22 protein-coding genes and 3 tRNA genes are annotated in these 24,214 nt (G+C 46.1%); 9 read left to right on the forward strand and 16 right to left on the reverse strand.

From position 1 onward, the window contains the following. The first annotated feature begins 493 nt into the window (after positions 1 to 493). The gene (locus F8L24_RS06240) at positions 494 to 1,297 is read left to right on the forward strand and encodes a hypothetical protein (protein WP_294953277.1); all 804 of its coding nucleotides are present in this window, start codon (positions 494 to 496) and stop codon (positions 1,295 to 1,297) included. On the opposite strand, the gene F8L24_RS06245 is transcribed toward F8L24_RS06240, so the two are convergent. From F8L24_RS06245 to F8L24_RS06280, 8 genes are all read right to left on the reverse strand, one after another. Beyond that, entirely contained in the window at positions 1,294 to 2,340 is a 1,047-nt protein-coding gene (locus F8L24_RS06245) for a HAMP domain-containing sensor histidine kinase (protein ID WP_294953279.1), read from the reverse strand. The two genes, F8L24_RS06240 and F8L24_RS06245, sit on opposite strands and share 4 nt — an antisense overlap. Beyond that, entirely contained in the window at positions 2,327 to 2,962 is a 636-nt protein-coding gene (locus tag F8L24_RS06250; protein WP_294953282.1) for a response regulator transcription factor, read from the reverse strand. The genes F8L24_RS06245 and F8L24_RS06250 overlap by 14 nt, the downstream gene beginning before the upstream one ends. 148 nt (positions 2,963 to 3,110) lie before the next feature. Next, positions 3,111 to 3,581 (reverse strand): PTS glucose transporter subunit IIA, encoded by a 471-nt coding sequence (locus F8L24_RS06255; RefSeq protein ID WP_294953285.1) that lies wholly within the window; start codon positions 3,579 to 3,581, stop codon positions 3,111 to 3,113. A gap of 3 nt (positions 3,582 to 3,584) precedes the next feature. Next, a complete protein-coding gene (gene nagA / locus F8L24_RS06260; RefSeq protein ID WP_294953333.1) occupies positions 3,585 to 4,712 on the reverse strand; it encodes an N-acetylglucosamine-6-phosphate deacetylase in 1,128 nt (375 codons plus the stop codon). Positions 4,713 to 4,751: 39 nt separating this feature from the next. Continuing rightward, positions 4,752 to 6,290, reverse strand: a complete 1,539-nt coding sequence (locus tag F8L24_RS06265; RefSeq protein WP_294953287.1) for a fatty acid--CoA ligase — start codon at positions 6,288 to 6,290, stop codon at positions 4,752 to 4,754. Position 6,291: 1 nt separating this feature from the next. After that, a complete protein-coding gene (locus tag F8L24_RS06270) occupies positions 6,292 to 7,476 on the reverse strand; it encodes an outer membrane protein transport protein (RefSeq protein ID WP_294953290.1) in 1,185 nt (394 codons plus the stop codon). Positions 7,477 to 7,572: 96 nt separating this feature from the next. Continuing rightward, on the reverse strand, positions 7,573 to 8,463 hold the full coding sequence (nfo, locus tag F8L24_RS06275) for a deoxyribonuclease IV (protein WP_294953293.1): 891 nt from the start codon (positions 8,461 to 8,463) through the stop codon (positions 7,573 to 7,575). Beyond that, the gene (locus F8L24_RS06280) at positions 8,460 to 8,945 is read right to left on the reverse strand and encodes a hypothetical protein (RefSeq protein ID WP_294953296.1); all 486 of its coding nucleotides are present in this window, start codon (positions 8,943 to 8,945) and stop codon (positions 8,460 to 8,462) included. The genes nfo and F8L24_RS06280 overlap by 4 nt, the downstream gene beginning before the upstream one ends. Positions 8,946 to 9,033: 88 nt before the next feature. Here F8L24_RS06280 and F8L24_RS06285 point away from each other — a divergent pair. Together F8L24_RS06285 and F8L24_RS06290 are read left to right on the forward strand one after the other, a co-directional pair. Beyond that, positions 9,034 to 9,108, forward strand: a tRNA-Glu gene (locus F8L24_RS06285). 28 nt (positions 9,109 to 9,136) lie between these two features. Then, positions 9,137 to 9,211, forward strand: a tRNA-Glu gene (locus F8L24_RS06290). A 78-nt stretch (positions 9,212 to 9,289) separates the two neighbouring features. On the opposite strand, the gene F8L24_RS06295 is transcribed toward F8L24_RS06290, so the two are convergent. The 4 genes from F8L24_RS06295 to F8L24_RS06310 all read right to left on the reverse strand — a co-directional run bounded on the left by F8L24_RS06295 (position 9,290) and on the right by F8L24_RS06310 (position 15,332). Then, positions 9,290 to 10,579: a TolC family protein gene (locus tag F8L24_RS06295; RefSeq protein WP_294953299.1), complete on the reverse strand. Its 1,290-nt coding sequence runs from the start codon at positions 10,577 to 10,579 to the stop codon at positions 9,290 to 9,292. After that, the gene (locus tag F8L24_RS06300) at positions 10,569 to 13,700 is read right to left on the reverse strand and encodes a multidrug efflux RND transporter permease subunit (protein ID WP_294953302.1); all 3,132 of its coding nucleotides are present in this window, start codon (positions 13,698 to 13,700) and stop codon (positions 10,569 to 10,571) included. The genes F8L24_RS06295 and F8L24_RS06300 overlap by 11 nt, the downstream gene beginning before the upstream one ends. Before the next feature lie 3 nt (positions 13,701 to 13,703). Continuing rightward, positions 13,704 to 14,807 carry an efflux RND transporter periplasmic adaptor subunit gene (locus F8L24_RS06305; RefSeq protein WP_294953304.1) on the reverse strand — a complete coding sequence of 368 codons (1,104 nt, stop codon included), beginning with the start codon at positions 14,805 to 14,807 and terminating at the stop codon, positions 13,704 to 13,706. 108 nt (positions 14,808 to 14,915) lie between these two features. Beyond that, complete coding sequence (locus F8L24_RS06310; RefSeq protein ID WP_294953307.1) at positions 14,916 to 15,332, reverse strand: hypothetical protein; 417 nt, start codon at positions 15,330 to 15,332, stop codon at positions 14,916 to 14,918. Between the two features lie 264 nt (positions 15,333 to 15,596). Between F8L24_RS06310 and F8L24_RS06315 the strand changes: the two genes are divergently transcribed. After that, the gene (locus F8L24_RS06315; protein WP_294953310.1) at positions 15,597 to 16,577 is read left to right on the forward strand and encodes a Fic family protein; all 981 of its coding nucleotides are present in this window, start codon (positions 15,597 to 15,599) and stop codon (positions 16,575 to 16,577) included. On the opposite strand, the gene F8L24_RS06320 is transcribed toward F8L24_RS06315, so the two are convergent. The 3 genes from F8L24_RS06320 to dnaG all read right to left on the reverse strand — a co-directional run bounded on the left by F8L24_RS06320 (position 16,578) and on the right by dnaG (position 18,721). Continuing rightward, positions 16,578 to 16,653: transfer RNA gene (locus F8L24_RS06320), tRNA-Ala, on the reverse strand. 63 nt (positions 16,654 to 16,716) lie between these two features. Further along, positions 16,717 to 16,998 (reverse strand): peptidylprolyl isomerase, encoded by a 282-nt coding sequence (locus F8L24_RS06325; protein ID WP_294953313.1) that lies wholly within the window; start codon positions 16,996 to 16,998, stop codon positions 16,717 to 16,719. Positions 16,999 to 17,068: 70 nt separating this feature from the next. Continuing rightward, a complete protein-coding gene (gene dnaG, locus F8L24_RS06330) occupies positions 17,069 to 18,721 on the reverse strand; it encodes a DNA primase (RefSeq protein ID WP_294953315.1) in 1,653 nt (550 codons plus the stop codon). Between the two features lie 79 nt (positions 18,722 to 18,800). Between dnaG and F8L24_RS06335 the strand changes: the two genes are divergently transcribed. From F8L24_RS06335 to F8L24_RS06355, 5 genes are all read left to right on the forward strand, one after another. Further along, a complete protein-coding gene (locus F8L24_RS06335) occupies positions 18,801 to 19,847 on the forward strand; it encodes a hypothetical protein (protein WP_294953318.1) in 1,047 nt (348 codons plus the stop codon). Further along, positions 19,807 to 20,250, forward strand: a complete 444-nt coding sequence (rnhA, locus tag F8L24_RS06340; RefSeq protein WP_294953320.1) for a ribonuclease HI — start codon at positions 19,807 to 19,809, stop codon at positions 20,248 to 20,250. The genes F8L24_RS06335 and rnhA overlap by 41 nt, the downstream gene beginning before the upstream one ends. Positions 20,251 to 20,347: 97 nt before the next feature. Then, on the forward strand, positions 20,348 to 21,019 hold the full coding sequence (rnc, locus tag F8L24_RS06345; RefSeq protein WP_294953323.1) for a ribonuclease III: 672 nt from the start codon (positions 20,348 to 20,350) through the stop codon (positions 21,017 to 21,019). Between the two features lie 3 nt (positions 21,020 to 21,022). Further along, positions 21,023 to 22,096: a chorismate synthase gene (gene aroC / locus F8L24_RS06350; RefSeq protein WP_294953325.1), complete on the forward strand. Its 1,074-nt coding sequence runs from the start codon at positions 21,023 to 21,025 to the stop codon at positions 22,094 to 22,096. A gap of 10 nt (positions 22,097 to 22,106) precedes the next feature. Further along, entirely contained in the window at positions 22,107 to 23,435 is a 1,329-nt protein-coding gene (locus F8L24_RS06355; protein WP_294953328.1) for a hypothetical protein, read from the forward strand. On the opposite strand, the gene F8L24_RS06360 is transcribed toward F8L24_RS06355, so the two are convergent. Further along, a complete protein-coding gene (locus tag F8L24_RS06360; protein WP_294953331.1) occupies positions 23,432 to 23,998 on the reverse strand; it encodes a ribonuclease HII in 567 nt (188 codons plus the stop codon). The two genes, F8L24_RS06355 and F8L24_RS06360, sit on opposite strands and share 4 nt — an antisense overlap. Positions 23,999 to 24,214 lie beyond the last annotated feature (216 nt).

The following is a 24,214-nucleotide window of genomic DNA, read 5'->3' on the forward strand; positions in this document are numbered from 1 at the left end:
AAAACCGGCTGAAGTACGCTTCTGCAGGTAATAATAGAGTCACGGTATTGCATTATACTTTAGGAGTTCGGATATTACCATATCCGAATCGGACAAACCACTCCAAAGGATAAACAATGCAAGAACTTATTTTAGCCACCGTGCTTATTGCAATACTGACCCTCCCATTCAGTGTCTTCTTTACTACACTTATCTGGACCTTTCTATATCCGTAGACACAAAAAACCATTTATCTTAAATCATAGCAGACAGGTAATACTGAGGTAATACTCTTTCACTATAATTTGACTGTATCAGATATTTGATACAGTCTTTTTCAAAGGAGTTCACAGAGAACATATAGCCCTCCATTAGCCTTACTTCTTAAATTTTACTTACTCCGGCATTTTTGCCGGAGAGCAGATCGTATTCCACTTTTTTATACATCCCTGCACTTAAATCAAAATTTGCTATAATCAATATAATTATTCACTATAATTCACAGGAGAGCCTATTGAAACATTTTGTACTTATTGTTCTTTTGTTCCTTATGAATGGATGTTCAGTCAATGAACTGTTCCTATTTAATGAAATTAACCGGGTCACCCTTGTTAAATCCACTCCCGAGGTCAAACACTACAGAGCCTATTTTGCAAGAAGTGAGTTGAAACCGGTATGGAAAAAACAGAAATATCTTTTCCTCTATAATAGGCACAAGCATGATCTCGGCCTTGTACTGCGTCATCACAATACCTATACGCTGTACCATTTTTCCCACAGAAATCTTCCGGTGGTCAAACTGAAGATCACTTCCCGTCACAGAGAAAGACATATGCTGCATTCTTTTGCCAAGATAGGATACCGCACCGCAGACTTGAAAGCACTCGGATACAGGACAAAAGTAGGGTTGCGCCGATACAAAGGGGTTAAAACACTCATGTTCGAAGTAAAAGATTATCACCGCCGGCCAAAAGAAAAAGAAGCAAATGAAAATCCAACACAGTCAACACAGGGACAGTCTGTTACTCTCATGGATACAGATTCGGAAAATACTCAGATAAAGCCTCTGTACCCCTACTATCTGCACTACGCTTCGTCAGCTGAGCTGGACCGTTACCTCAAAGATCCCCAGACCGTCAAAACACTCAGCAGCGGCCAGCTGGCAAGCCTCAAAACACGTCTCTCCAAACTTCGGAAAGAAACACTTTTAACCGAAGGTTCCCTGGAAACACTGATAGAAGCGTACAAAAAGGACAAAGACCCTGAGATAAAAAAGCGTATCATGGTCTTGCTGAAACAGCAGCAGTCAAAGAACTAACCCATAATACGGGAAAGATCCAGGCGGATCTCCGTTCCCTGATGCACCTGGCTTTTAACTTCTATGCCGATATGCATTTCATCACAAAGTTTTTTCACGATATGCATCCCGATCCCTATGCCTCTCTCCTGTTCCTTGTAATAACGCCTGAATACTTTTGAAGGTTCCTCAATACCTTTGCCTGTGTCTTTGATCGACAGTATCGTACCGCTGAACACAATAAAAACTTCTCCTGATGTTTTGTTGTACTTGCCTGCATTACTCAGGAGATTATCAAGTATCCGTATGAACGCATCTCTGTTTGTTACGATCTTAACTGCCGGAACATCGATGTGATAGGCAACATCCGAATACAGTACCTGAAAATAAGAAACCCTTTCCCGGGTCAGCGTCTGAAGTTCGACATATTCTACCTGGGTACGTGCTTCCTGCAAAAAGACTTGTAAATTATTTTGGAGAGAAAGAATGGTTTCAATATTGTTTTCCACCCTTTGAATCTTCGGATTGGGACCGATCTCTTTTTTAAAAAGCTGAAAATTGATCTTCATCGAGGTAAGCGGTGTGTTGAAATCATGCAGAATATCTTTTACAAATTCTTCATTCAGACGCAGTGCCCTGTGCAGAGGCAACAGGGCATAAATGGAAAATAAAAACGAAATAAGTGCTGCAACCAGGGAATAAAGCAGAAATCTCTTCTCCAGAAGTACTTTTATCTCCTGAATATGTGCTTCGTATTTGGTTCTGGGATAGACCACTTTCATGAGAGATTTCTTGACATTCGGCAGTGCAAAATAACTGATGAAATCGTTATCCTTGTACAGAATATTTTCTTCTGTATCTTTTCCCTTGTCGACAAAATCCGTTTTCAAGCCTTCACACTGCACCGTATAGGCACATAGTTTCATTTCTATTTCAATCTTTTTTTCAAGCTCGATCTTTTTAACTCTGAATTCATACCAGAAATTAATAGCCAGCAGTATTTCGAGCAGTATCAGAAAAATAAAAAAACTTTTGACAAAAGACTCTACCTCATACGTTTTCAATCATATACCCCTGCCCCCTGATATTTCTGATCTCGATACCCAGTTTGTTTTTCAGTTTTGCCAGATTGACCCTTAATGCATTGGCACTCGGCTGTTCAAGCATATCCATGAGGGTATAGCTGCTGACAATTTTATTTTGTTCCGTGATCAGACTGTGAAAAAGATTATGCTGTACTTCTCCGAGAATAACTGTTTTCCCCTCTTTCTCTATGACTCGTGAAACCGGATCATAGCGAATATCGCCAAGAACGATCCATTGGCCCGTTCGTTCATATTTGTTCTTGATACGGATGATCAGTTCTTCGGGATCGAAAGGTTTTTTAATATAATCTTCCGCACCGATCTCAAACCCTCTGGAAATTGAATTGATATCCGTCAATGCTGTAATATAGATCGCAGGGGTATCATCTCCCGCTTCTCTGAGTGCGGAAAGGACATCAAAGCCGTCCGTGTCAGGCACATTGATATCTAAAATATAAAGATCATACACCGTAGGAAATGTCAAATCGAACACTTCGGTACCGCGATGAGCCTTATCGACATCGTATCCTTCATATTCCAGCAGCTCTTTCAGGCTGTCACACAGTATTTTGTCATCTTCAAGCAATAATATTTTCATCATAGTTCATACTATATAAGAAATGGCTTACCCAAACATTACCTGAAGTTCTGAACCTATTTTTTTTTCTTTGGACTCTTCAAAACAATAAAAAAAATAACAAGTACAACAGCATAGGCTACGTAATGATAGATATTATCCCCCCGTGGCATTATTTTACCTCCATGATCAGATCGGCACATTTTACGATCTTTATTGTTTTTTCTATTTCCCTGACGTCACTTTCATCGGAGACAATGACGGGAGTGACTATATCTTTGGCATGTTCGGTAATATAGGGCAGGTCAACCCTGATCACAGGATCGCCCGCCTTGATCTCGTCACCTTCGTTCGCAAGCCGTTCAAAGCCCTCTCCGTTCAGAGAAACCGTATCAAGACCGATATGGACCATCACTTCCAGATCTTTGTCGCTTTTGATACTGTACGCGTGGTTGGTCGTAAATATCTTGGTTATTGTTCCGTCTATGGGAGCACAGAAAGTATTGGAAACCGGAATGACCGCAACACCGTCACCCACCATTTTAGCGGAAAAGACCTCATCGTCCACTTTTTCTATTTCTATGACCTGACCGTCTACCGGAGAAAGAATCTCTCTATTTTTTCGTTTTAAAAATCCAAACACTGTTTATCCTTTATTGTATTTCACTTCACCCTCGACAATAGTTGTTATGATACTGAAATCTTTATCAAAAATGACTATGTCCGCAGCATAACCGTTTTCCAGCTTCCCTAGGTCCAATCCCAGTTTTTTCGCAGGTATGCAGGTGACAGCATTGACTGCCTCAATACGTGTCATATCGGAAACGTTCGTCATATTCCGAAGGGCCTCATTCAGTTTCAGAACAGAACCGGCCAATGTACCGTCCTGTAAAACAGCTTTGCCGTTTTCAACACTCACCGGCCTTCCTCCCAGATCGTAAGAACCGTTTTGCATACATCCTGCGCGCATAGCATCGGTAATGAGCATCAGTTTGTCACCTTTTATCCGGTGGGTCAGTTTCAGGACAGACGGATGTACATGCACCCTATCCGCAATAATGTCACAGGTAATATCTGAATCGAACACGGCACCGGTGATCCCCGGTTCTCTGTGAAAGCAGGGGTTCATTGCGTTAAAAAGATGTGTCGCATGGGTAATGCCCCATGCAAAACTTTCTTTACTCTGCTCAAAACTTGCATTGCTGTGCCCGATACTTAAAATAATATGGGGGAATTTCCCGGAAAGCATCCGGATAAATTTTTCCGCTCCTGCTATTTCCGGAGCCATCGTGATCATCCTGATCTGGTCGAGATACGGCGCGATGAGTTCAACGCTGGGTTCACGAATATACTGTTTATCCTGTGCACCGTGTTTTTCCGGGTTCAAAAAAGGCCCTTCAAGGTGAACACCTATGACCCTGGCACCCTTTACAAGGGAGGCGTGCTGTTTTACATTTTGTAAAGCATTCTCAATAGCAGATGTTGACATCGTCATGGTAGTAGCAAGGAAAGAAGTAGTACCCGTCTGAACCAGGGTTTCAGATATGGTCTGAAGAGCCTCCGGTGTAGCATCCATCACATCAGCACCGCCTGAACCATGTATATGCAGGTCTATGAAACCCGCAGAGACATACTGCCCTTTGGCATCGATCACTTCGATGCCGCTTAGATTCCGCATATCACACACCGCAACGATCGTTTTATCAAAAAGAAGGATCTTCTCTTCCGTGATTTGATCGTTGACAATCAGTTTACCATTTACAATCGCTTTGATGTTTCTTCCTTTTTCACCGGGCGGATATAGGGCGCCGTCCTATGCATTCAAATGCTCTTTTAGCACGCGTTTGAGCACTTTGCCTGTAGCATTTTTGGGCAGTTCATCAATAATATGTATCTGTTTTGGAATCTTGAAATTTGCAAGATGCTCCCTCATGTGTGCCTTCAGGCCCGACTCGCTGTAACTGTCTTTTTCTGCTTCAAGCTCAATATAGGCAACAGGTATTTCGCCGCTTTTCTCGTCTTTCATACCAATCACCGCAGAAGCGGAAACTCCGTCAAAAGCATCGATAATCTCTTCAATTTCACGCGGATAAATATTGATCCCTTTGGAAATAATAAGATCTTTTTTCCTATCTACGATAAAAAGAAAACCTTCTTCATCCATGTATCCCATATCTCCTGTCAAAAGCCAGTCATTTACAATGGTTTCCCTGGTTGCTTCGGGACGCTTGAAATACCCCTGCATAACATGGTCGCCTTTGACAATAATATCTCCGATCTGCCCGTGAGGAAGCTCGTTCATTTCTTCATCAACGATTTTGATCTCATACCCGTAGGCTGCCGTACCTACTGAACCTGCTTTCTGTTTTTTCAGTGTGTTCACGCAGACAACAGGACTTGCCTCACTCAGACCATAGCCTTCAAGCAGTTTGGCCCTTTTGAACTTTTTTGCCATAGCATCAAGGGTTTTAGGCTGTAAGGCAGATGCCCCGGAAATAAAGGCACGTATATTGTTGAACCATAAAAAATACCACGGAAGCTTTGCTTTTGCCAGCGCATTGTACACATTGGGTATACCAAAGAAAAGTGTAACCCGTTTTGTCAGTACCTGTTTAAAAATATTGGAGAAAGGCTGCAGTGATTTTATGATCACCATACTTCCCCCGACATACAGAGGCATGATCACCCCGACCGTAAAGGTAAAAGAGTGGAACATGGGCAGAAATACAATAACACGGTCTTTAGGTTTTACTTTGATCAGTTTTCTTGCAAACTCAATATTGGAAAGCAGGTTTTTATTGCTGAGCATCGCCCCTTTTGGTTTTCCGGTCGTGCCGGAAGTATAGATCAATACTGCCGTATCGTCAAGACCTCTCACAACATGGGCCGTCTCGGCAGATGTTGCCAAAGCTTCTGAAAAACTGACATTTTTTTCATCCAGCGGGGGTGAAGCACCTTCCCAGACAAGCAGTTGGCATTGAACCTGTGCATTCGACCTGTTCACAACTTCTGCATGGACGGTTGAAGCAATCAGTACCGTACTCTCGCTGTCCTTGAGAATATAACTGAGTTCTTCCTCTTTGAGGAAGGTATTGACAGGGACAGTGATCGCACCTATTTTGGATACAGCAAATACAGTATAGATGAATTCCGGAGAATTGCGCAGGAAGAGTGCGACCTTGTCGCCTTCCCTGATGCCTTTTTGAGACAAAAAGGCGGCGAACCTGTCAATCTTTTCAAGCAGGACACCATACGTGATCTTTTCATCATCAACAAAAAGGGCGACCTTGCGTCTGTGTCTTTGTGCCTGAGCGAACAGAAACTCATAAAAATTACTGTAGGGGTACTCCATTTTAGAACTCGTATGCCACACTCAATGTTGTCAAGACGGCACCTCCTCCGTTAAATGATCCGCCGTTGTTCAGAACAGGGTTCGCATTGACACCCTTTGGCATACTGACAGGATCTTTGGAGTCAACCAAAAGTGCCGCACCCCAGGAAAGGTTCTGGGTTTGCTGGTATCTGAATCCCATGGAAAAGATCTTTGCATCACTGTCAGGCAGTTCAAAACCTAAATTTTCAACAGGCACAGGTGTTTCGTCGATCGCAAATCCCATCATCATGGTGATTTTATCCATCACCATCGTAGCACCGATCCTGAAGGTATTGGTATCCTGCCAGTTTTTAGGTGTCACAGGAAGAGGGGTACCTACAAATTCCAGATTTTTATAGGTTGACCAGTATGTCCTTTCATAAACCGCTTCAAGTGTAAATGTATTGGCCCATGTTTTGCTCGCTGCGATATTTAGCGCAGCTGGCAAAGGCACCGTTACACTGGCATCCATAGCATGCCCGTTGATCGTCGCAGTTCCCTCTTCTTTCAAGTCCACATTCGAACGGTAGGTTGCTGCAAGCGTAATATCTGCAGTCGGTTTGTAGCTGAGTGCCAGATTATATCTGAACTCGACCGTATCTCCATCCATATTGACAGTCAGAGGCATCCCGATACTTGTAGCATCGCTTTTCACAACGCCGGTACTGTATACAAGTCCTACACCTGCACCGATACTGAGATTATCCATTACTTTGTAGGAAACAGAAGGGTTCAATTCCAGTATCTTGAGTGTAAACTCCTGTGCAAAAGCTTTCTGATACGGTGTATTCCATTTCTTGGTCAATCCTCCCGGTGCGGTTAGACTCACACCCCATCTGAAATCGCCTATCGCATTGGATACATAATGCAAATTGGGAATGACAATATTCTCTGTTTCCGTATTTCCGCTGTAAGGCGCCATCAGCACATAGTCAGTTTGCGGCAGATGCGCCAGGGTCAGTCCGCCTTCTATGTACTGTCTGTCTTCCATAAAAACCATATTGGCCGGGTTGAAATAAGCTGTATCCGCACCGCTTGTATGTGCCACATACGCTGCACCCAGCGCCATAGAATTAAGAGACTGTTCAGGTATCTTGTACCCGCCTGCCATAAGTATGCTTCCCGCCACGGCACTCAGTGCCAGCCCTTTTACGATCGTTTTCATTTTCTTCTCCTTGTTTTTTATGTCCATCACATGTTGAACTTGATTCAATATCCGCCAAGGATCCTCAATCAAGTTCAAGGTGACGCACGCTTATGTCTATTTTTCCACCAACGCGTAGAGTGCCTTGATCTCCTCAGGCCAGAGCGATTCATCGATGGTTTCCAGAATGAGCGGTATGTCGTCCATGCGCGGGTCGTTCATGATGAATTTGAAAGCATCCCAGCCGATCTCTCCCTGTCCCAGTGAGGCATGCCTGTCCACCCTGGAACCCAGTTTCGGTTTGGAATCGTTGATGTGCATACCCATCAGATATTTGAACCCGACGATGCACTCGAAAGCATCCATCGTTTCATCATACGCTTCTCTGGTACGCAGGTCGTAGCCGGCGGTGAAAGTATGGCAGGTGTCAAGGCAGACGCCGACCCTGCTTTTGTCCTCTACTTTCTCTATGAGGTGTGCCAGGTGTTCGAAACGGTAGCCGAGGTTGGAGCCCTGCCCTGCCGTGTTTTCAATGACCAGTTTGACATCGGAACCTTTGGTCGCTTCAATGGCAAGGTTCATCGACTCGGCGATCACATCGAGACAGTTCAGTTCTGCCTCCATCAGCTTCTCTTCATACTCCGGGTCTTTTTTGGGGATCTTCACCAAATGGGAACCGGGGTGGAAGTTCAGCTTGTCCACTCCAAGCTGCCCACAGCGTTCAAGCTCATCAATAAAAGCATTCCTCGATTTTTCCAGTTTTTCTGCTTCCGGATGCCCGAGATTGATCAGGTAGGAGTCATGGGGGAGTACATGCCTGGGAAGGATACCTGCTGTTTCAAGGTTTTTTTTGAAGGCTTCTATGGTTTTTGCTTCCAGCGGTTTGGCCACCCACTGCCTCTGGTTCTTTGTAAATACAGCAAATGCTTTTGCCCCTATGGCCATAGCGTTAAGCGGTGCATTATCCACTCCGCCGCTTGCACTGACATGCGCTCCTACGAACTTCATTGTTTGATCACCTTGATGAGAATTTCATTTATTGTATCACGGAAGAGAATTTCATTATTTAAAACCCTGTATTCAATGTTGTATTTGCCGGGATTTTTGATCGTTTGTGTAAAGCCGTTACTTTTTTTCGTCATATTCACACCGTTGAAGACCGGTTTTCCCCGGAAAATATTTTCCACAATATCCTTCGGGTAATCACGGTTCAGTACCTGTGCATTAAATGTATTCTTGGACATACACTTCAGGCGGCTCATACAGATAGAATCTTTGGATATCTTCAATGTCATCAGTGCCTGACCGCTACTGTATATCTCTGCCTTGACCGCATCACTGTTTTCATAAAGGAAGCCCATATCGGCATATTTGACCGTAGGGGTTTTGAGCACGATGTAGGCACTGTTCTGCTGGCTGTAGCTTGGTTCGCTGCATCCCCACAGGGACCATAACACTAAAAAAATGATAATATATTTCAGATATCGCATTTGAATTCCTGTTTTTTAGGTAAATTATACCCAACTTAAGAGTTATTTAAGCGGTCAATCTATATAATTTCGTCCACAAGTTGTGAATGGCCCCTTCGTCTAGCGGTTAGGATCCATGGTTTTCATCCATGTTACAGGAGTTCGAGTCTCCTAGGGGTCACCATTTGTATCTTGTACACTATTATTTTGTTGGCCCCTTCGTCTAGCGGTTAGGATCCATGGTTTTCATCCATGTTACAGGAGTTCGAGTCTCCTAGGGGTCACCAACATAACTTCCCAAAACTTTAATCAACATTCAATGATATCCATACACGCTTATTAATCGCAGGCGCATACTGTCGATCTCATCGGCCTATGGCATGATCGAGCTGTGCCAGTGCGATAAAATAATCGTAATAGGCATTGACCAGATCGGAGAGGGAACGAATGTACCCCTGCTGGGCATCCTGCAGTTCGATGTAGTCCGAAAGGTCGTTCTCGTAGCGTTTTTGTGCCTGAATGAATTTTTGATGACTGGCATGGGCGATCCCCTCGGAAAGCTTGACATTGTTCCCGTTCCTGCGCAGAGAGATATGTGCCTCCAGTACCTGGCGCTTGATGGCTAGTTTGACACTTTGCACCTGCGAAGAAGCCTTGAGCACATTGATCTTCGCCTCTTCGACGCTGGCATCAGTCTGAAAACCGGAAAAAAGATTCCAGTTCATCGTGACCGTGACCTGCCCCTGTTCTTCAGGGCTGAGTGCCAGCACAGTGTCATCCACGTGTTGTCTGCTGTATTGGCCGTTCAGCGTAATGGTCGGAGCGTAGTCGCCTTTTTCCGCTTTCACATTGGCTTTGGCCCCGGAGACGATATGTCTGGAACTCTGCAGTACATACCGGTGATCATAGGCGAAGGACTGCAAACGGTAAAGAGAGGTTTTTACCCGGGGCAGTGTCTTGCTCACTTTAGGCAGGGAGAGTTTTCTACTGTAGAGAATGTAGTTACCGTTGTAGGGGACGTAGCCCAGCGTCTCTTCCAGTCTGGCCCGCTGTTCTTCAAGTTCATACCGGGCATTCTCCAGGTCCAGGCGTGCCTGTTCCAGGCGTACTTTGGCATCGGAAACATCGATGATCGTTTTAATACCAGAGGCAAGATATCTCTGGGCACGATGAAGCTGTTCCTCCTGCAGTTTCACGTTCTTCCGCTCCACCTCTATGATGCTTTTGGTTTTCAGAATATCATAATAGCGCTGCTTGACTTCCAGGATCTTGTCGGAAATAACCTGCTGCATCTGTGCCTGCAGTGCCAAAGTCTCGGCATGGGCACCCGAGATCCTGCCGGATGTTTTCCCAAAATCGTACAGAAGCTGGGAAACCCCCAGCGAACCGGCCAGCATGTCAGAATAGTTCGTGGTATGGTTCTTAAGCTCTGCCCGCTGTTTTCCGCCATTCAGCGCCGCATCCAGCCTCGGAAGATAAAAGCCTTCCGTATATTTGGCACGCTGCTGAGCCCCTTCGAAATCGAAACGGCTGATATCGATATCCGGACTGTGCTCCAGGGCTATCTTGATCAGTGCATCCACGGTAAGAGTATGGGGTGTCGCCTGTATGGCCGTAAACAACAAGAGCATGATAAACAGAGACCTAAGATACATTGTCTTCCTTTACGAACTTTTCTTTGAGCCGTTCCAGGACGACGAAGAGGACCGGTGTCAGCAAAAATGTCAACAGTGTTGACAGGAACATCCCGCCAAAGACCGCCGTACCCAGAGACTGTCTCGACGCCGCACCCGCTCCCGAAGCGAACACAAGCGGCAAAATACCCAGCAGAAAAGCGAATACGGTCATCAGGATGGCCCTGAATCTTAGTACGGAAGCCTGTATGGCACTCTCCACCAGTCCCATGCCTGAATTGTGCAGTTCTTTGGCGAACTCTACCACCAGGATCGCATTTTTGGAGGACATCCCGATAAGCAGGACCAGCCCTATTTGTGTATAGGTGTCGTTGAGCAGGCCGGCGAGCATGTTGGCGCCCAGCGCACCGAACATGACCACCGGGATAGGCAGCATGATGATCAGCGGTGTCATCCAGCTCTCGTACTGTGCTGAAAGAAAGAGAAAGACCATCAGCAGGGAGAGTATAAAGATATACACTGCCGCATTACCCGCCTCTTTCTCCTGCAGTGTGATCCCGGAGTATGCATGTCCGATCGAAGCGGGAAGCTGTGTCGCGGCCAATTCTTCAATGGCAGCGATCGCATCGGCAGAGCTGAATCCGCCCTTGATGTTATGCACACCGTTAACCGCGATACTCTGATAACCGTTGAAATGGGTGATGGAGTTCGGACCGCTGATATTTCTTATTTTTACAATCGTACTTAGCGGGATCATCTCATTCTTGCTGTTCTTGACAAAGAAGGCCGAAATATCGTTTCTGTTGGTCCTGTAACTCTCATCTGCCTGAATGAAGACCCTGTAAGTCTTGCCGAACTTGTTGAAATCATTGACATACAGGGAACCAAGATAGGTACGCAGTACCGAAAAGACATCCTGCAATTTCAAGCCCAGAGAGAAGACCTTGTCACGGTCTATGTCGACATAGAGCTGAGGATAGTCGGCATTGAACATCGTATAGGCCATAGCAATACGTTTATCGGCATTCAGTTTTTTTATGAAATCACGTGCATAGTGTCCAAACTCTTTCAGCGGCATGGCAGTGAGGTTCTGCAGCTTGAATTCAAATCCTCCCACAGCAGAGAGGCCTGGTACGGATGGCGGACTGAAGAGTCTTACTGTGGCCGACGGAATCTTTGATCTGGCCTCTTGTGTCATTTTTGACATCAAGTACTTCACGGAGGTTTCTTTGGATTTTCTCTTTTTCCAGTCATCCAGAATGATAAAGAGTGTACTTGTCGAGGAGTCGAGCGCTCCGGTGATCATGTTGAAACCGTTCACGGAAATGACATCCGATACCCCTTTGGTCTTTTTAAAGATCTCCACGGCTTTTTTTGTACTCTCTTCTGTTTTTTGCAGAATACTCCCCGGGTCCAGGGCAATGGAAGCGATCAGTGTTCCCTGATCTTCATTGGGAAGGAATCCTATAGGCAAAAGCTTGAACACACCATAGGTCGCCCCCAGTAAAAGCATATAAACTACCATGACGGCGACCCAGTGTTTCAAGAGTATTTTCAGAAAAGCGGCATAACGCTTCTTTACCGTTTCCAAACCACGGTCAAAGGCTGTGAAGAACCTGTTCTTCTCTCCCTTCCTTCTGCGAAGGATACCTGCTGCGAGTGCCGGGGAGAGTGTCAATGCCATCAAAGCGGAGATCAGGACGGCAAAAGAGATGGTCAGGGCAAACTGTTTGTACAGGGCGCCCGAGATACCCGGGATGAATGTTACAGGCACAAAAACAGCCAGAAGTACGAGTGTCGTGGAGATGATCGGCGCAAAGATCTCCTTCATCGCCTGTTTCGTTGCCTCCTTGACAGAGATATCGGGATCCTTTTCCAAATTGGCTTCTACGTTCTCAACGACCAGGATGGCATCATCCACTACGATACCGATCGCCAGGATGAGTCCGAAGAGTGTCAGGGTGTTGATGGAAAAACCCATCAGCAGCAGTACGGCAAAGGTACCTATGAGCGAAACAGGAATAGCCAGTGCCGGGATGATGGTCGCACGGAAAGACTGCAAAAAGAGGTAGACTACCAACAGCACAAGAAGCAGTGCTTCAAAGAGCGTTTTTATCACCTCATCGATGGAAACTTCCACAAACTTAGTTGTATCGTATGTAGGCTTGACGATGATATCTTTGGGGAAACGCTTCTTGAGTTCTTCAAGTTTCTTCTGTACCTTTTGGGCAACATCCAGTGCATTGGCATCGGGGAGCTGATAGATACCAAGAAGCGCTGCAGGTTTGTTGTTGAGATCGGCAGACCACATGTAGGACTCCGCCCCCAACTCAACACGGGCGATATCTTTTATGCGGACCCTGCTGCCATCTTCGTTCTCCTTGATGACGATATTCTCGAACTCTTTGCTTGAGTCCAGTCTGGTCTTGGATACAAGTGTATATTGGAATTTGTTCTGGGAGGTAAGCGAAGTTTCACCTATCTTTCCCAGGGCGATCTGCAGGTTCTGGTCCTGTAGTGCCTGCGTCACATCATTAACAGTCAGGCCCAGAGCGGAAAGTTTGTCCGGGTCGACCCAGATACGCATGGAGTACTTCCGCTCCCCCATGTTCTGCACATCACCGACACCATCGATCCTTTTCAGCTCTTCGAGGATATTCAGGCTGGCGAAGTTGGAGAGAAAAAGTGCATCATGCTTCGGATTGCTCGACTGCACCGTCACGATCTGCACCATGGAGGTCGAGAGTTTCTTGGTAGAAACACCTGTCTGTTTGACCGTATCGGGCAGAACAGGCGTAGCCAGGGCGACCCTGTTCTGTACATCTACTGCCGCGATATCGAGATCATAGCCCAATTCAAAATAGACCTTGATGGTCGAAGAGCCATCCGAAGAGGAGATGGAATCCATATAGATCATCCCTTCGACACCGTTAAGCCGTTCTTCAATAGGTGAAGTCACGGACTTCTCGACCACTTCCGCCGACCCGCCGGTGTAGTTCGCCGAGACCTGTATCGTCGGGGGTACGATCTCGGGAAACTGTGCAATAGGCAGAAGCTTCATCGCAATAAGCCCCACGATCACGATAAAGATCGAAATCACCTTTGCAACCACCGGCCGCTCGATAAAAAAGAGTGGGAACATTGACTATTCCGACACCGTCACGGTATTGTTCACTTCGATCGGCGTTACCTTGACCCCCGGAGTGATCGCACGGATCGTTTCAGCCAGTACTCTTTTACCGATGAATTCTTTCGGGAGTATCACCATATCATTAGTGCTGAATACCGGATGGATCTGCATGACTTCGATCGTATTGTTGGCATCTACGACATAGACATACTGCCCCTGCTGGTTTTGGTAGACCTGATCGGGATCGACGGCCACTACCGGCATTTTGTCAGATATCAACACATCGATGATCACGAAACTGCCGGGGAAAATGACCCTGTCCGGATTATATACTTTTGCCCTGACCGGTACGGTCCCCGTGGAAGCGTTGGAGACACTGTCGATAAACTCGATCTTCCCTTCCAGTACGATCTTTGTTTTCTTACCGCTCCGCAAATAGACTTTCACACTGGGATTGGTCTGGGATTTGTATTTCTGGATCACAGCGATCTCTTCTGCAGAGGGATTGAAGTTGACATACAGATACTCGGCATTGACGATTTTGGCCAACTCCGTTCCGGGTTTAACGATATTGCCTGCCAGTACCATCTCTTTCCCTATCTGTCCATCGATACTTGCTTTGACGTCACAATAGGAGAGATCGAGTTCTGCCGCTTCAAGCGCAGCTTCATCTGCACGGATCGTCGCTTCAAGCTGCTTTTGCGTGGCCACAAGTTCATCAAGCTTCTCCCTGGGTGCCAACTGCTCCTTCACCAGGGGGCGGTAACGTTTTACGTTGGCATTCGCCAGTTTCAGGCTGGCCCTGTCCTTCTCCAAAATCGCTTTCTCCTGATCTACGGCTGCCTGATATTTTCTTTTGTCTATCACAAAGAGAACCTGATCCTTCTTGACCATATCTCCTGGATTGAAAAGACGCTCTTTAAGCTCCCCTTCCACACGCGAGAGGACCATAACTTCGTCAACTGCCTGTGTTTTTCCGGTAAAGGTTCCCCAGATAGGATACACCTCTTTTTTCAGCGTATGGACTTTTACCGCTAATGGTTTTTCTTCTATATCGCTCTGTTTTGTTTTATCTGTACTGCCGCAGCCATAGAGGAACAGCAGAGAAATAATTGACAATAGTATGGTTCTCTTTTGCAACATGGACGTACTGTACCTTCTGTTTATTTGTAATGATTTTACTTAAAAAGTACTACATGGATGCTGAACGTTGCCTACAGTCGAAGATCACTTCTCCGGCTTATCCGTGATCGTAATGCTGTTCTTTGTCTTGATAGAACTTTTTCGCTCATCAAAAGCCTTGAGCTCTTTGTCATTCTTCTCTTTGAGCTTTTTGCGCATACGTGCAAATTCTCTCTCTTTAAATGCAGCGATCTGCTGTTCCAGACTGTCAATGTAGGCATTCAGCTCATCGATCAGGTCCTTGTACTTGTCACAACTCTCGTAAGTGTTGTTGATGACCCTATTGTCGACAAAAGCCGTATCCACATAAGGTCTGACAATGGGCCTGTCTACAGGACGTACAGGTTCTATGGGGTGCACGGGACGAGGTGGGATGATGGGTCTTTTGTGCATGGTGACATCTGCATAGGAAGAAATGTTCATTCCGCCCAGCAGAAGAAACAAGAATAGAAACGCTTTCATGAATAATACCTTCTTTTTGTATCTTGACGGAATTATTATAGCAAATTGTGAAAAGAGTTGTCGTGTTGTTTTGGAAAACAGTACAAGTGCTACTCATCTTACTTATCTTCCTTGGATGAAACACGAAAATGATTTGTTAAAAGATTCATTGGGGCTTTATAGGCTTAATGACATATCTGGCATAATATCTTATACAAATCTTAAAAGGTGTGTAATGCAGCAGAATTACCTGACTAACATTATCCAAAAGCGTAAAGGTGTTCGATGAGTAACTATATACCGCCATACGCCATTACATCAAAGATATTGTTGTTGACCAATGAGATCACCGAGATGATCACCGAAGTCAGCTCCATCAAAAAAGACAGGACGACACCAATACTACGTAAAAAGAACCGTATCCGCTCCATAACCGGTTCTTTGCAGATAGAGGGTAATACCCTCAGTGAAGAGGAGGTAACAGCACTCATAGAGGGCAAAAGAGTTCTGGGAAGTGTACGGGAGATAGAGGAAGTCAAAGGTGCCATCAAATCATATGAGTTGATAGAAGAGTATGATGCTAAAAAGCTTGATGACTTGCTTTTGGCACATAAACGGATGATGGGTGGCATTTTGGAAAATGCAGGACACTTTAGAAGTGGCAATGTCGGAGTATATGGCAAAGAGGGTGTCTCTCATGTTGCACCACCGCCATACCGTGTACCTGAGCTTATAGGCGAACTGTTTGACTGGCTTGGCAAAACTAAAGAACACCCCTTGGTTGCTAGTTCAGTGTTTCATTATGAGTTTGAATTTATCCACCCTTTCAGTGATGGTAATGGGCGTATAGGAAGACTCTGGCAGAGTGTGATACTGGGGAGTTTTCGGGATATTTTTTATTATGTACCTATAGAGAGTGTGGTCAAAGAGCATCAAAAGGCATATTATGAAGCCCTTGAAGCGGCAGGTAGTGTCGGTGAGAGTACACCTTTTGTAGAGTTTATGCTTGAAAGCATTCATCAATCTGTAAAAGAATTTCTCGAAGAATACCAAAAAAGTGACCATAAAAGTACCCTGAAAAGTGACCAGAAAATATATGAACTGATGAAAGAAGACCGTACGATCACGATCAAAGAACTTGCGCTAAGACTCAACATGAGTGAGTCGGGAATCAAAAAAATGATCAACAAACTCAAAAAAGAAGGAAAAATAGAACGGATCGGTAGTGCCAAAGGCGGAAAGTGGGAGGTGTTAGATGAAGTTTAATGGTGGAGACTATCGGGATCGAACCGACGACCTCTTCGCTGCCAGCGAAGCGCTCTCCCAGCTGAGCTAAGCCCCCAAAGATTAGGTGAAAAGGATTTTAGCATAAGATGGATAAAACATTACCCATCTTAGTGCATTTTTATGAACGTTCTGTGATCTCGAGCAGGTGATAACCGAACTGTGTCTTGACGGGACCGTGTACAACACCGACCTCATCATTAAAAACCACCTTGTCGAATTCGGGTACCATCTGTCCCTGTGAAAATGTGCCCAGCTCCCCGCCTCTTGCGCCTGACGGGCAGGTCGAGTATTTTTTTGCCGCTGCCTCGAACGTGGTTTCGCCCGAGTTGATCTTCTCTTTGAGCTCTTTGCAGAGCGCTTCGTCGTTCACCAGAATATGTCTTGCACTTGCTGTTGCCATGTTTTTTCCTTTGGAGTATTCAAGTAGGTGAAATACTACGACAATAAGCCTTTAAAACCGGCATATTCATCTAAGCACTTTCAAAAGCGACCAATTCTCCGCGTTTGAGCCGCGGAATAATATCGGTTTTGATCTTTCGTATCAGGAAGCTCTTTTTCTCGAAGGGAATGGTCCGGTCGGCAACGATATGTTTAAGTTCCATGTCGTAATGTTTGATCAAAAAGTTCCGAAGCACCCCCTGAAGTTCTGCTTCATCCATTACCTGGAAGGTCTCGTCCACTGCCAGTCCCATGAGATGCGGATGTTCTTTTTCTCCGTTGATCAGCGCAGAGAACATGGCGGCATAGCCGCCAAACATATTGACATCGATGACATCCAGTACCGAGTCGATGAGTTCGGGTTTTTCCAAGAGGGTCTTGAGAATACTCAGCTGTGCCACATCATCTTTTTTCTGGGAAAAACTCTCTTTAGCCCTGCTTGCCTGTGTCTGCTGCCCGAAAAGCACAGGGGCAACACCCAGCAGTGTCGCAGCCATGGGGATATAGGCATCCTTGATGATAGGGCTCAGGCCGTCAAGGAACTGTTTGGCAGCCCCGAAGGCCGCCTCTTTGGCACGCGGATCGTTCAGCTCATAGGCATAGATCGTCTTTTCAAGTACGAAAGGAATGAGCGGTTTGGCCTCACGCAGCAGTTTGGCGACCGATTCACTCTCTCCTTTGGCAATGAGGTCCGCAGGATCCTGGCCGTCCGGAAAAAGTACTACGCCGCCGTCAAAGCCGGAGACACTCAGCATCTGTGCTGCTTTCAAAGCCGCAGCAACCCCCGCCTTGTCCCCGTCATATGCCAGGATCACTTTGGGATCACCCTTTCTGAGCAGAGGCAGGTGTTCGGCCGTCAATGCCGTACCCAGTGTAGCTACCGCTTCGGTAAAGCCTGCCTGATGGAACATTACAACATCCAGGTACCCTTCGCAGACGATCAGTTTCTTGTTTTTGTAGATACTCTCTTTTGCCAGATCGTACCCGTAAAGCAGACGTGACTTGTTGAAAAGTTTGGTCTGAGGAGAATTGATATATTTTGCCGGATGGTTGGTAATGGTACGTCCCCCGAAACCGACAGCCGCCCCGCTCGTAGAGTAGATGGGAAACGTAATACGCTCCACCAGACGGGCATAATACCTTCCGCCCTCACCCTGGGCTATGACACCGGCCTCTACCGCTTTTGGCAGAGGCAGCAGTGCAGAATTGAGGAAATTGATCACAGAATTCCCGTCGGGCACATATCCGATCCCGAAACGCTCTATGGAACTCTGGGCGACCCCTCTGTCGAGTAGATACTGTTTTGCCGTGGGGTTGTTCTCCAGGTTCTTGACATACCAGGTCTGTATGGTCTCGAGTACCCGCTTGGCATCGGAATAGTCCGAACTTCCCTTGGTATAGTTGAGCGAAAAGTTGTACATGGAAGCCAGTTTTTCGATCGCCTCAGGGTAGGAGAGCTTTTCCAGTTCCATCACGAATTTGATGCTGTCCCCGCCTACACCGCAGCCGAAACAGTGGTAGATCTGCTTGCTGGGACTCACCACGAATGAGGGGGTCTTCTCGCCGTGGAAAGGACAGTTCGCCTTGTAGTTCGCACCGGCTTTTTTCAGCTCGATGAAGTTTCCTATCACATCTACAATATCGATACTGTTCTTGAGGGATTCAATGGAGGCATTATCTATCATAGCGGTATTATATCTAATTTGATATAATCTACCATATTTTATTTGATCACCCCTGCAAACAAACATATAAAGGCAATTCTTGGAAAATATTCTACCTGCATACAATGACCCGCTGTTCAGTATTCTGCTGATCATTGTCATTGCACTGATCATCTCTGTCGTCACCTATGCCTGGGGACTTTACAGGCAGCAGAAAGAAGAAGGGAATCTTCTGAAGTTCCTTGAGAAATTCGACAGTGCAGAGTGTTCCCTAGATACAGATGATATGCCGTTTGAAACCCATATGTTCAAACCGCTCACCCTGCTTGCCAAAGCATTCGAAAATTCCGGAGAGTACCACAAGGCGATCAACATTTATCTTTACATCATTAAGAATATCGCTGATGAGCCTGCCAAAATGGAATTGATGGAGCGCCTGGGAAACACTTATCTGCATGCCGGATTCCTTGAACGTGCCCGTTCGATCTATACAGAAATCCTCAGAAAGCGCCCACGGAACATAAAAGTGCTTTATGAACTCGGGGTCGTCTATGAAATGATGCATCATTACGAAAAAGCCCGGGAGATCATCGAGCCGCTCAATACCCTCAATGAAGACACCCATACGCTGAGTAAGTTCCTTGAACTTTCCGCACTGATCTCCGACAAGATGCTCCGTGCGGATGAAAAAGCCGAAGCATTGAAAACGATCCTTGAGGAAGAGCCGAAACTCTACCGGCAGATCGTTGATACTCTGCTGAAACTTGATACAACTGCAGCATGGCAAGTCATCGATCCACAGCGCATCAAAGAGGTGATCGACATCCTCTGGTTCTTACCGAATTCACAACTCGATTTAGATATAATCACATCTAATGAAACACTCAGTACGCTTTATTATGCCAAAGGATATCTGCAAAAACAGCCGGTAGCCAAAAGCGGATTTTTTGCACTCGATATGCTGGCAACAGCCAGAGAAAGCGGATTTGAGAAGGGAGACCTTCTCTTCTCCTATCTGTGTACAAAATGCAAACAGAGCTTCCCGGTCTCGTTCAGAAGATGTCCGAACTGCATGGCGATAAACTCAGTAGAAGTGGAGGAACAAATTGCAAAAGCAAACCCGCAAACAGATTACTCTCTATTCTGACGGATCGAGCCTCGGCAATCCGGGTCCGGGCGGCTACGGCGGCATACTGGAATTTCGGGGAAACCGCAAAGAATATTTTGGGGGAGAGAAAGAGACCACGAACAACCGGATGGAACTTCGGGGAGTCATTGAAGGATTGAAACTGCTCAAGGAGCCTTGTGAGGTAAAAGTGGTCTCCGACAGTTCCTATGTCGTCAAAGCGATCAATGAATGGCTGGAAAACTGGGTTAAAAAAGACTTTAAAAAAGTAAAAAATGTCGATCTCTGGAAAGCCTACCTTGAAGCGGCTGCACCGCACCAAGTACATGGCATCTGGGTACGAGGACATAACGGACACCCGGAAAATGAACGCTGTGACGAATTGGCAAGGAATGAAGCTGAACGCATAAAGGCTTCCCTTTAAAAGGTACCCACGAGGGGTACCCCTACAGCTATATTGTCGTAGGGGCAATCCTTTATGGTTGCCCTTCATAAAATAACAGAATAAAGGAACAAAAACAATGAACGATTACAGTCAGCTTGAACAAAGACTGAACTATACATTCAGGAACAAGCAATTGATTATTGAGGCTTTAACGCACAAGAGTTACAAAAAGCCTTACAATAATGAGCGGCTTGAATTTCTCGGAGATGCAGTACTTGACCTTGTCGTCGGAGAGTACCTCTTCAAGAAATTTCCAAAATCAGACGAAGGTATCCTCTCCAAGATAAGGGCTTCGCTTGTCAATGAGAGCGGCTTTACCCTGCTCGCACGCGAAATAAATCTCGGTGCCTACATTTACCTTTCACTGGCAGAGGAGAACAATAACGGACGAGACAAACCGTCTCTGCTTTCCAATGCTTTTGAAGCGGTCATCGGAGCTGTTTATCTTGAAGCCGGTCTCCAGACAGTCAAAGAGATATCGATCAAACTGCTCGAGGAGTGCCATCCCAAAATCGATCTGCAGACACTTTCCAAAGATTACAAAACGGCACTTCAGGAGCTGACACAGGCGACACATGGCGTCACGCCAAACTATGAGATGCTCGGTTCTTCGGGTCCTGACCATAAAAAAGAGTTCGAGATCGCTGTCATACTTGACAACAAGACCATCGCTTCGGCCAAAGGGAAAAGCAAAAAAGACGCACAGCAGAAAGCGGCAAAGATCGCCTTAGCGAAGCTGAAAGGATAAACAGTGAACACTTTTGGAAAGAAACTGACACTCACCACTTTCGGTGAATCCCACGGAAAAGCGATCGGATGCATACTTGACGGTATTCCTGCCGGCCTTACCATAGATGAAGCTTTCATCCAGTCCGAACTCGACAGACGCAAACCAGGCAAAAGCAAACTGGAGACCGGACGCAAAGAGGATGACAGGGTTGAGATCCTCTCCGGCGTATTTGAAGGCCTGAGTACGGGTACGCCCATCGCAATGATCATCTTCAACACCAATCAGAAGTCGAAGGATTACGACAATGTCAAGGACCTCTTCCGTCCGGGACATGCCGATTTCACCTACTTTCACAAGTACGGACTGAGAGACTACAGGGGCGGCGGACGAAGTTCTGCCAGAGAGACCGCTGCACGCGTGGCGGGCGGGGCCATCGCCAAACTGATGCTCAAAGAGCTGGGCATGGAGATACAGAGCGGACTGTGCGAAGTGGATGGCATCAAAGGGAACAAGCAGGATTTTGACTATGCGAAAACATCCAAACTCTATGCGCTTGACCCTGCTGTGGAAGCGGCACAGGAGCAGGCGATACTGACCGCCAAAGAGAAGCACGATTCCGTAGGCGGGGTGGTACTGACCACTGCGACCGGGGTTCCTGTGGGACTGGGCGAACCGCTCTACTACAAACTCGATGCCATCCTTGCCGAAGCGATGATGGGCATCAATGCCGCCAAAGCGGTAGAAATCGGTGACGGTATCGCCAGTACCCACCTCAAAGGTTCGCAGAACAATGACGAGATCACACTCAACGGATTTAAAAGCAACCATTCCGGAGGCATACTCGGAGGCATCAGCAACGGGGATACGCTCATTGTCAAGACCCACTTCAAACCGACCCCTTCCATTTTTCAGGAACAGCAAACCATTACCACGAACAAGGAAGAAGTAACCTGCAACCTCAAGGGACGCCATGACCCCTGTGTCGCCATACGGGGTTCAGTGGTATGCGAAGCTATGATGGCACTCACTCTTGCCGATATGGCTCTGCTCAATATGGGTAAAAAAATGGATCACCTCAAACGTATCTATGATTAAAGGAAATGCTATGAAAAAACTCGCTTTCGGTCTCATCGGACTTGTCCTGATCGCAGTGATCTATTATTTTATGAACGGGTCGGCACAGATCACACAGGAAGCAAAACAGGAACTCAACCATGCCTTAAGCACACTTCAGCAAAGCGGGTTTTCCGTCAACGCACGAAAAAGTACCCAAAAGACAGATCATTTCATCATCCGTTTTGACGAACCCGAAAAGATCACACGGTACCTAAACAAACAAGGTGTAGAAATGACCCTGGAGGAAGCCAAGGCACTCAAGGGCCTTCAGGTCGGAGTAGAGACACAATATCTGCCTGATCGCTCCACTGCACTTTCACTCAACCTCTATCCCGTTGCCCTGCCGGACCAGATGATGAAAGACCTCAGCCATGAAGACAAACAGCTGGCAGATCACATTAGGGGAATGCTTGACAAAAGAGCACTGCTGCTCCATATAGACTTCAACAAAATGCTCTCGGGTTTCAAAGGCTATGTCAAAGATATCAATGAGACGATCGAAGAAGACGGGGAAAAAGTAAAAGTTGCGGCAAAAGGTATGACCTTTGAAGGGAATTTCAAAGCAGGCAGGATCCATGAATTTTCCCAGAAGGCCGCACTGGTCTCTCTTGATGCAGACAAAGAGCTTCAGCTCAAGATCTCCGGGATCGAGGGCCGATACACTGCGACGGGTACCAGCCCCTATGACATCTCTTCACACTATCATGCCAAAACCGTTGCCATCACTTCGGGGCAGACACTTTCAGTGCTTGCTCAAAATGTAGATAATACCACACAGAACAGTGTACATAACGGCCTGCTCAAAAGTGTCATACGCAGCAAAGCAGAAAGTATCGAGATCAGTGAAGCACAAAAGAAACACACGATCCACACTATGCTGTTTGACTTTACTGCCAATAATCTCGATATTGCTGCGATTGAAGCATTGCAGAAAACTGATCCCAAAGATAAAACACGCATCAGTCAGCTGACACAGCAGATGCTCTCAAAAGGTATTACCTTCACACTGAATACCCTCTCTGCCAAAAAGATCACTGAAAACGGCAGCACGATAGACGGGTTTGACATCAACGGAACTGTCAGTATCGCCAAATCCTTCAATATCAATGCCGCTTCCCAAAATCCTCTCCTTGTGTTGGATGCGATCGATATCAAAACATATATTTCCGTTTCCGATGCACTGTATGCCCTTACCGTACAGGACCCAAGAGCAATGATCATGATGATGATGGTTCCGCCGGTGGAGAAAGCGGGAAGAAAGATATACACTGTCATTTTTTCTCACGGCAAGCTGACCGTGAACGGAACTTCTTTTTAAAACAGCACAGGTTCATCCAGTCCTTTGACACGGAAGGTCCTGCGATGGATTTCACATCTGCCATATTTCACCAAAGCCCCAATATGCGCTTTGGTACCATACCCCTTATGTTTTTCGAATCCGTACTGCGGATAAACCTTTGCCAACTGCACCATTTCTCTGTCACGCGTCACCTTGGCCAGAATGCTGGCCGCTGAAACTTCGGGGACTTTGTCATCCGCTTTGACCATCGTTCTGATATTGTCTACACCGAAGGTACTGTTGCCGTCAAAAAGATAGTCCGCTTCAGGCAAATGTTTTTGAATGTATTGTAAACCTTTTTGTAAACACTTTGATATGCCGAGCTCATCCACTTCCTTTGCCGAAAAGGAGACAATATGATATTCGGCATTTTCAACCACGATCGGGTAAAGCGCTTCACGTTTTTTTTCGCTCAGTTTCTTTGAATCCATCAAGCCGTCTATCGGATGTTTCAGTACAACCCCAGCCATCACCAGAGAACCTGCCAGCGGTCCGCGCCCCGCTTCATCTATGCCACAGAGGGGTTTGTTTTGTTTTTGCATCTTTTCTCCGGATTGTTTTTATATTGTATGCATATTAACGGTGTTGTAATGGTACAACACCCTACGGTTACCATAATTAAAATTTTGTAGGGTGTTGTGCCCTCACAACACCGTCTAAATTCGCATATCATACCAATCCCAACTCCTTGGCAATATCTCTTGTCAATTTGGACAATGGACGTTTGTGTAAATTATCTGCATCATACAAATATGCAC

It is taken from the genome of Sulfurovum sp. (genome assembly GCF_015493435.1).
In the GTDB taxonomy this organism is placed as follows: domain Bacteria; phylum Campylobacterota; class Campylobacteria; order Campylobacterales; family Sulfurovaceae; genus Sulfurovum.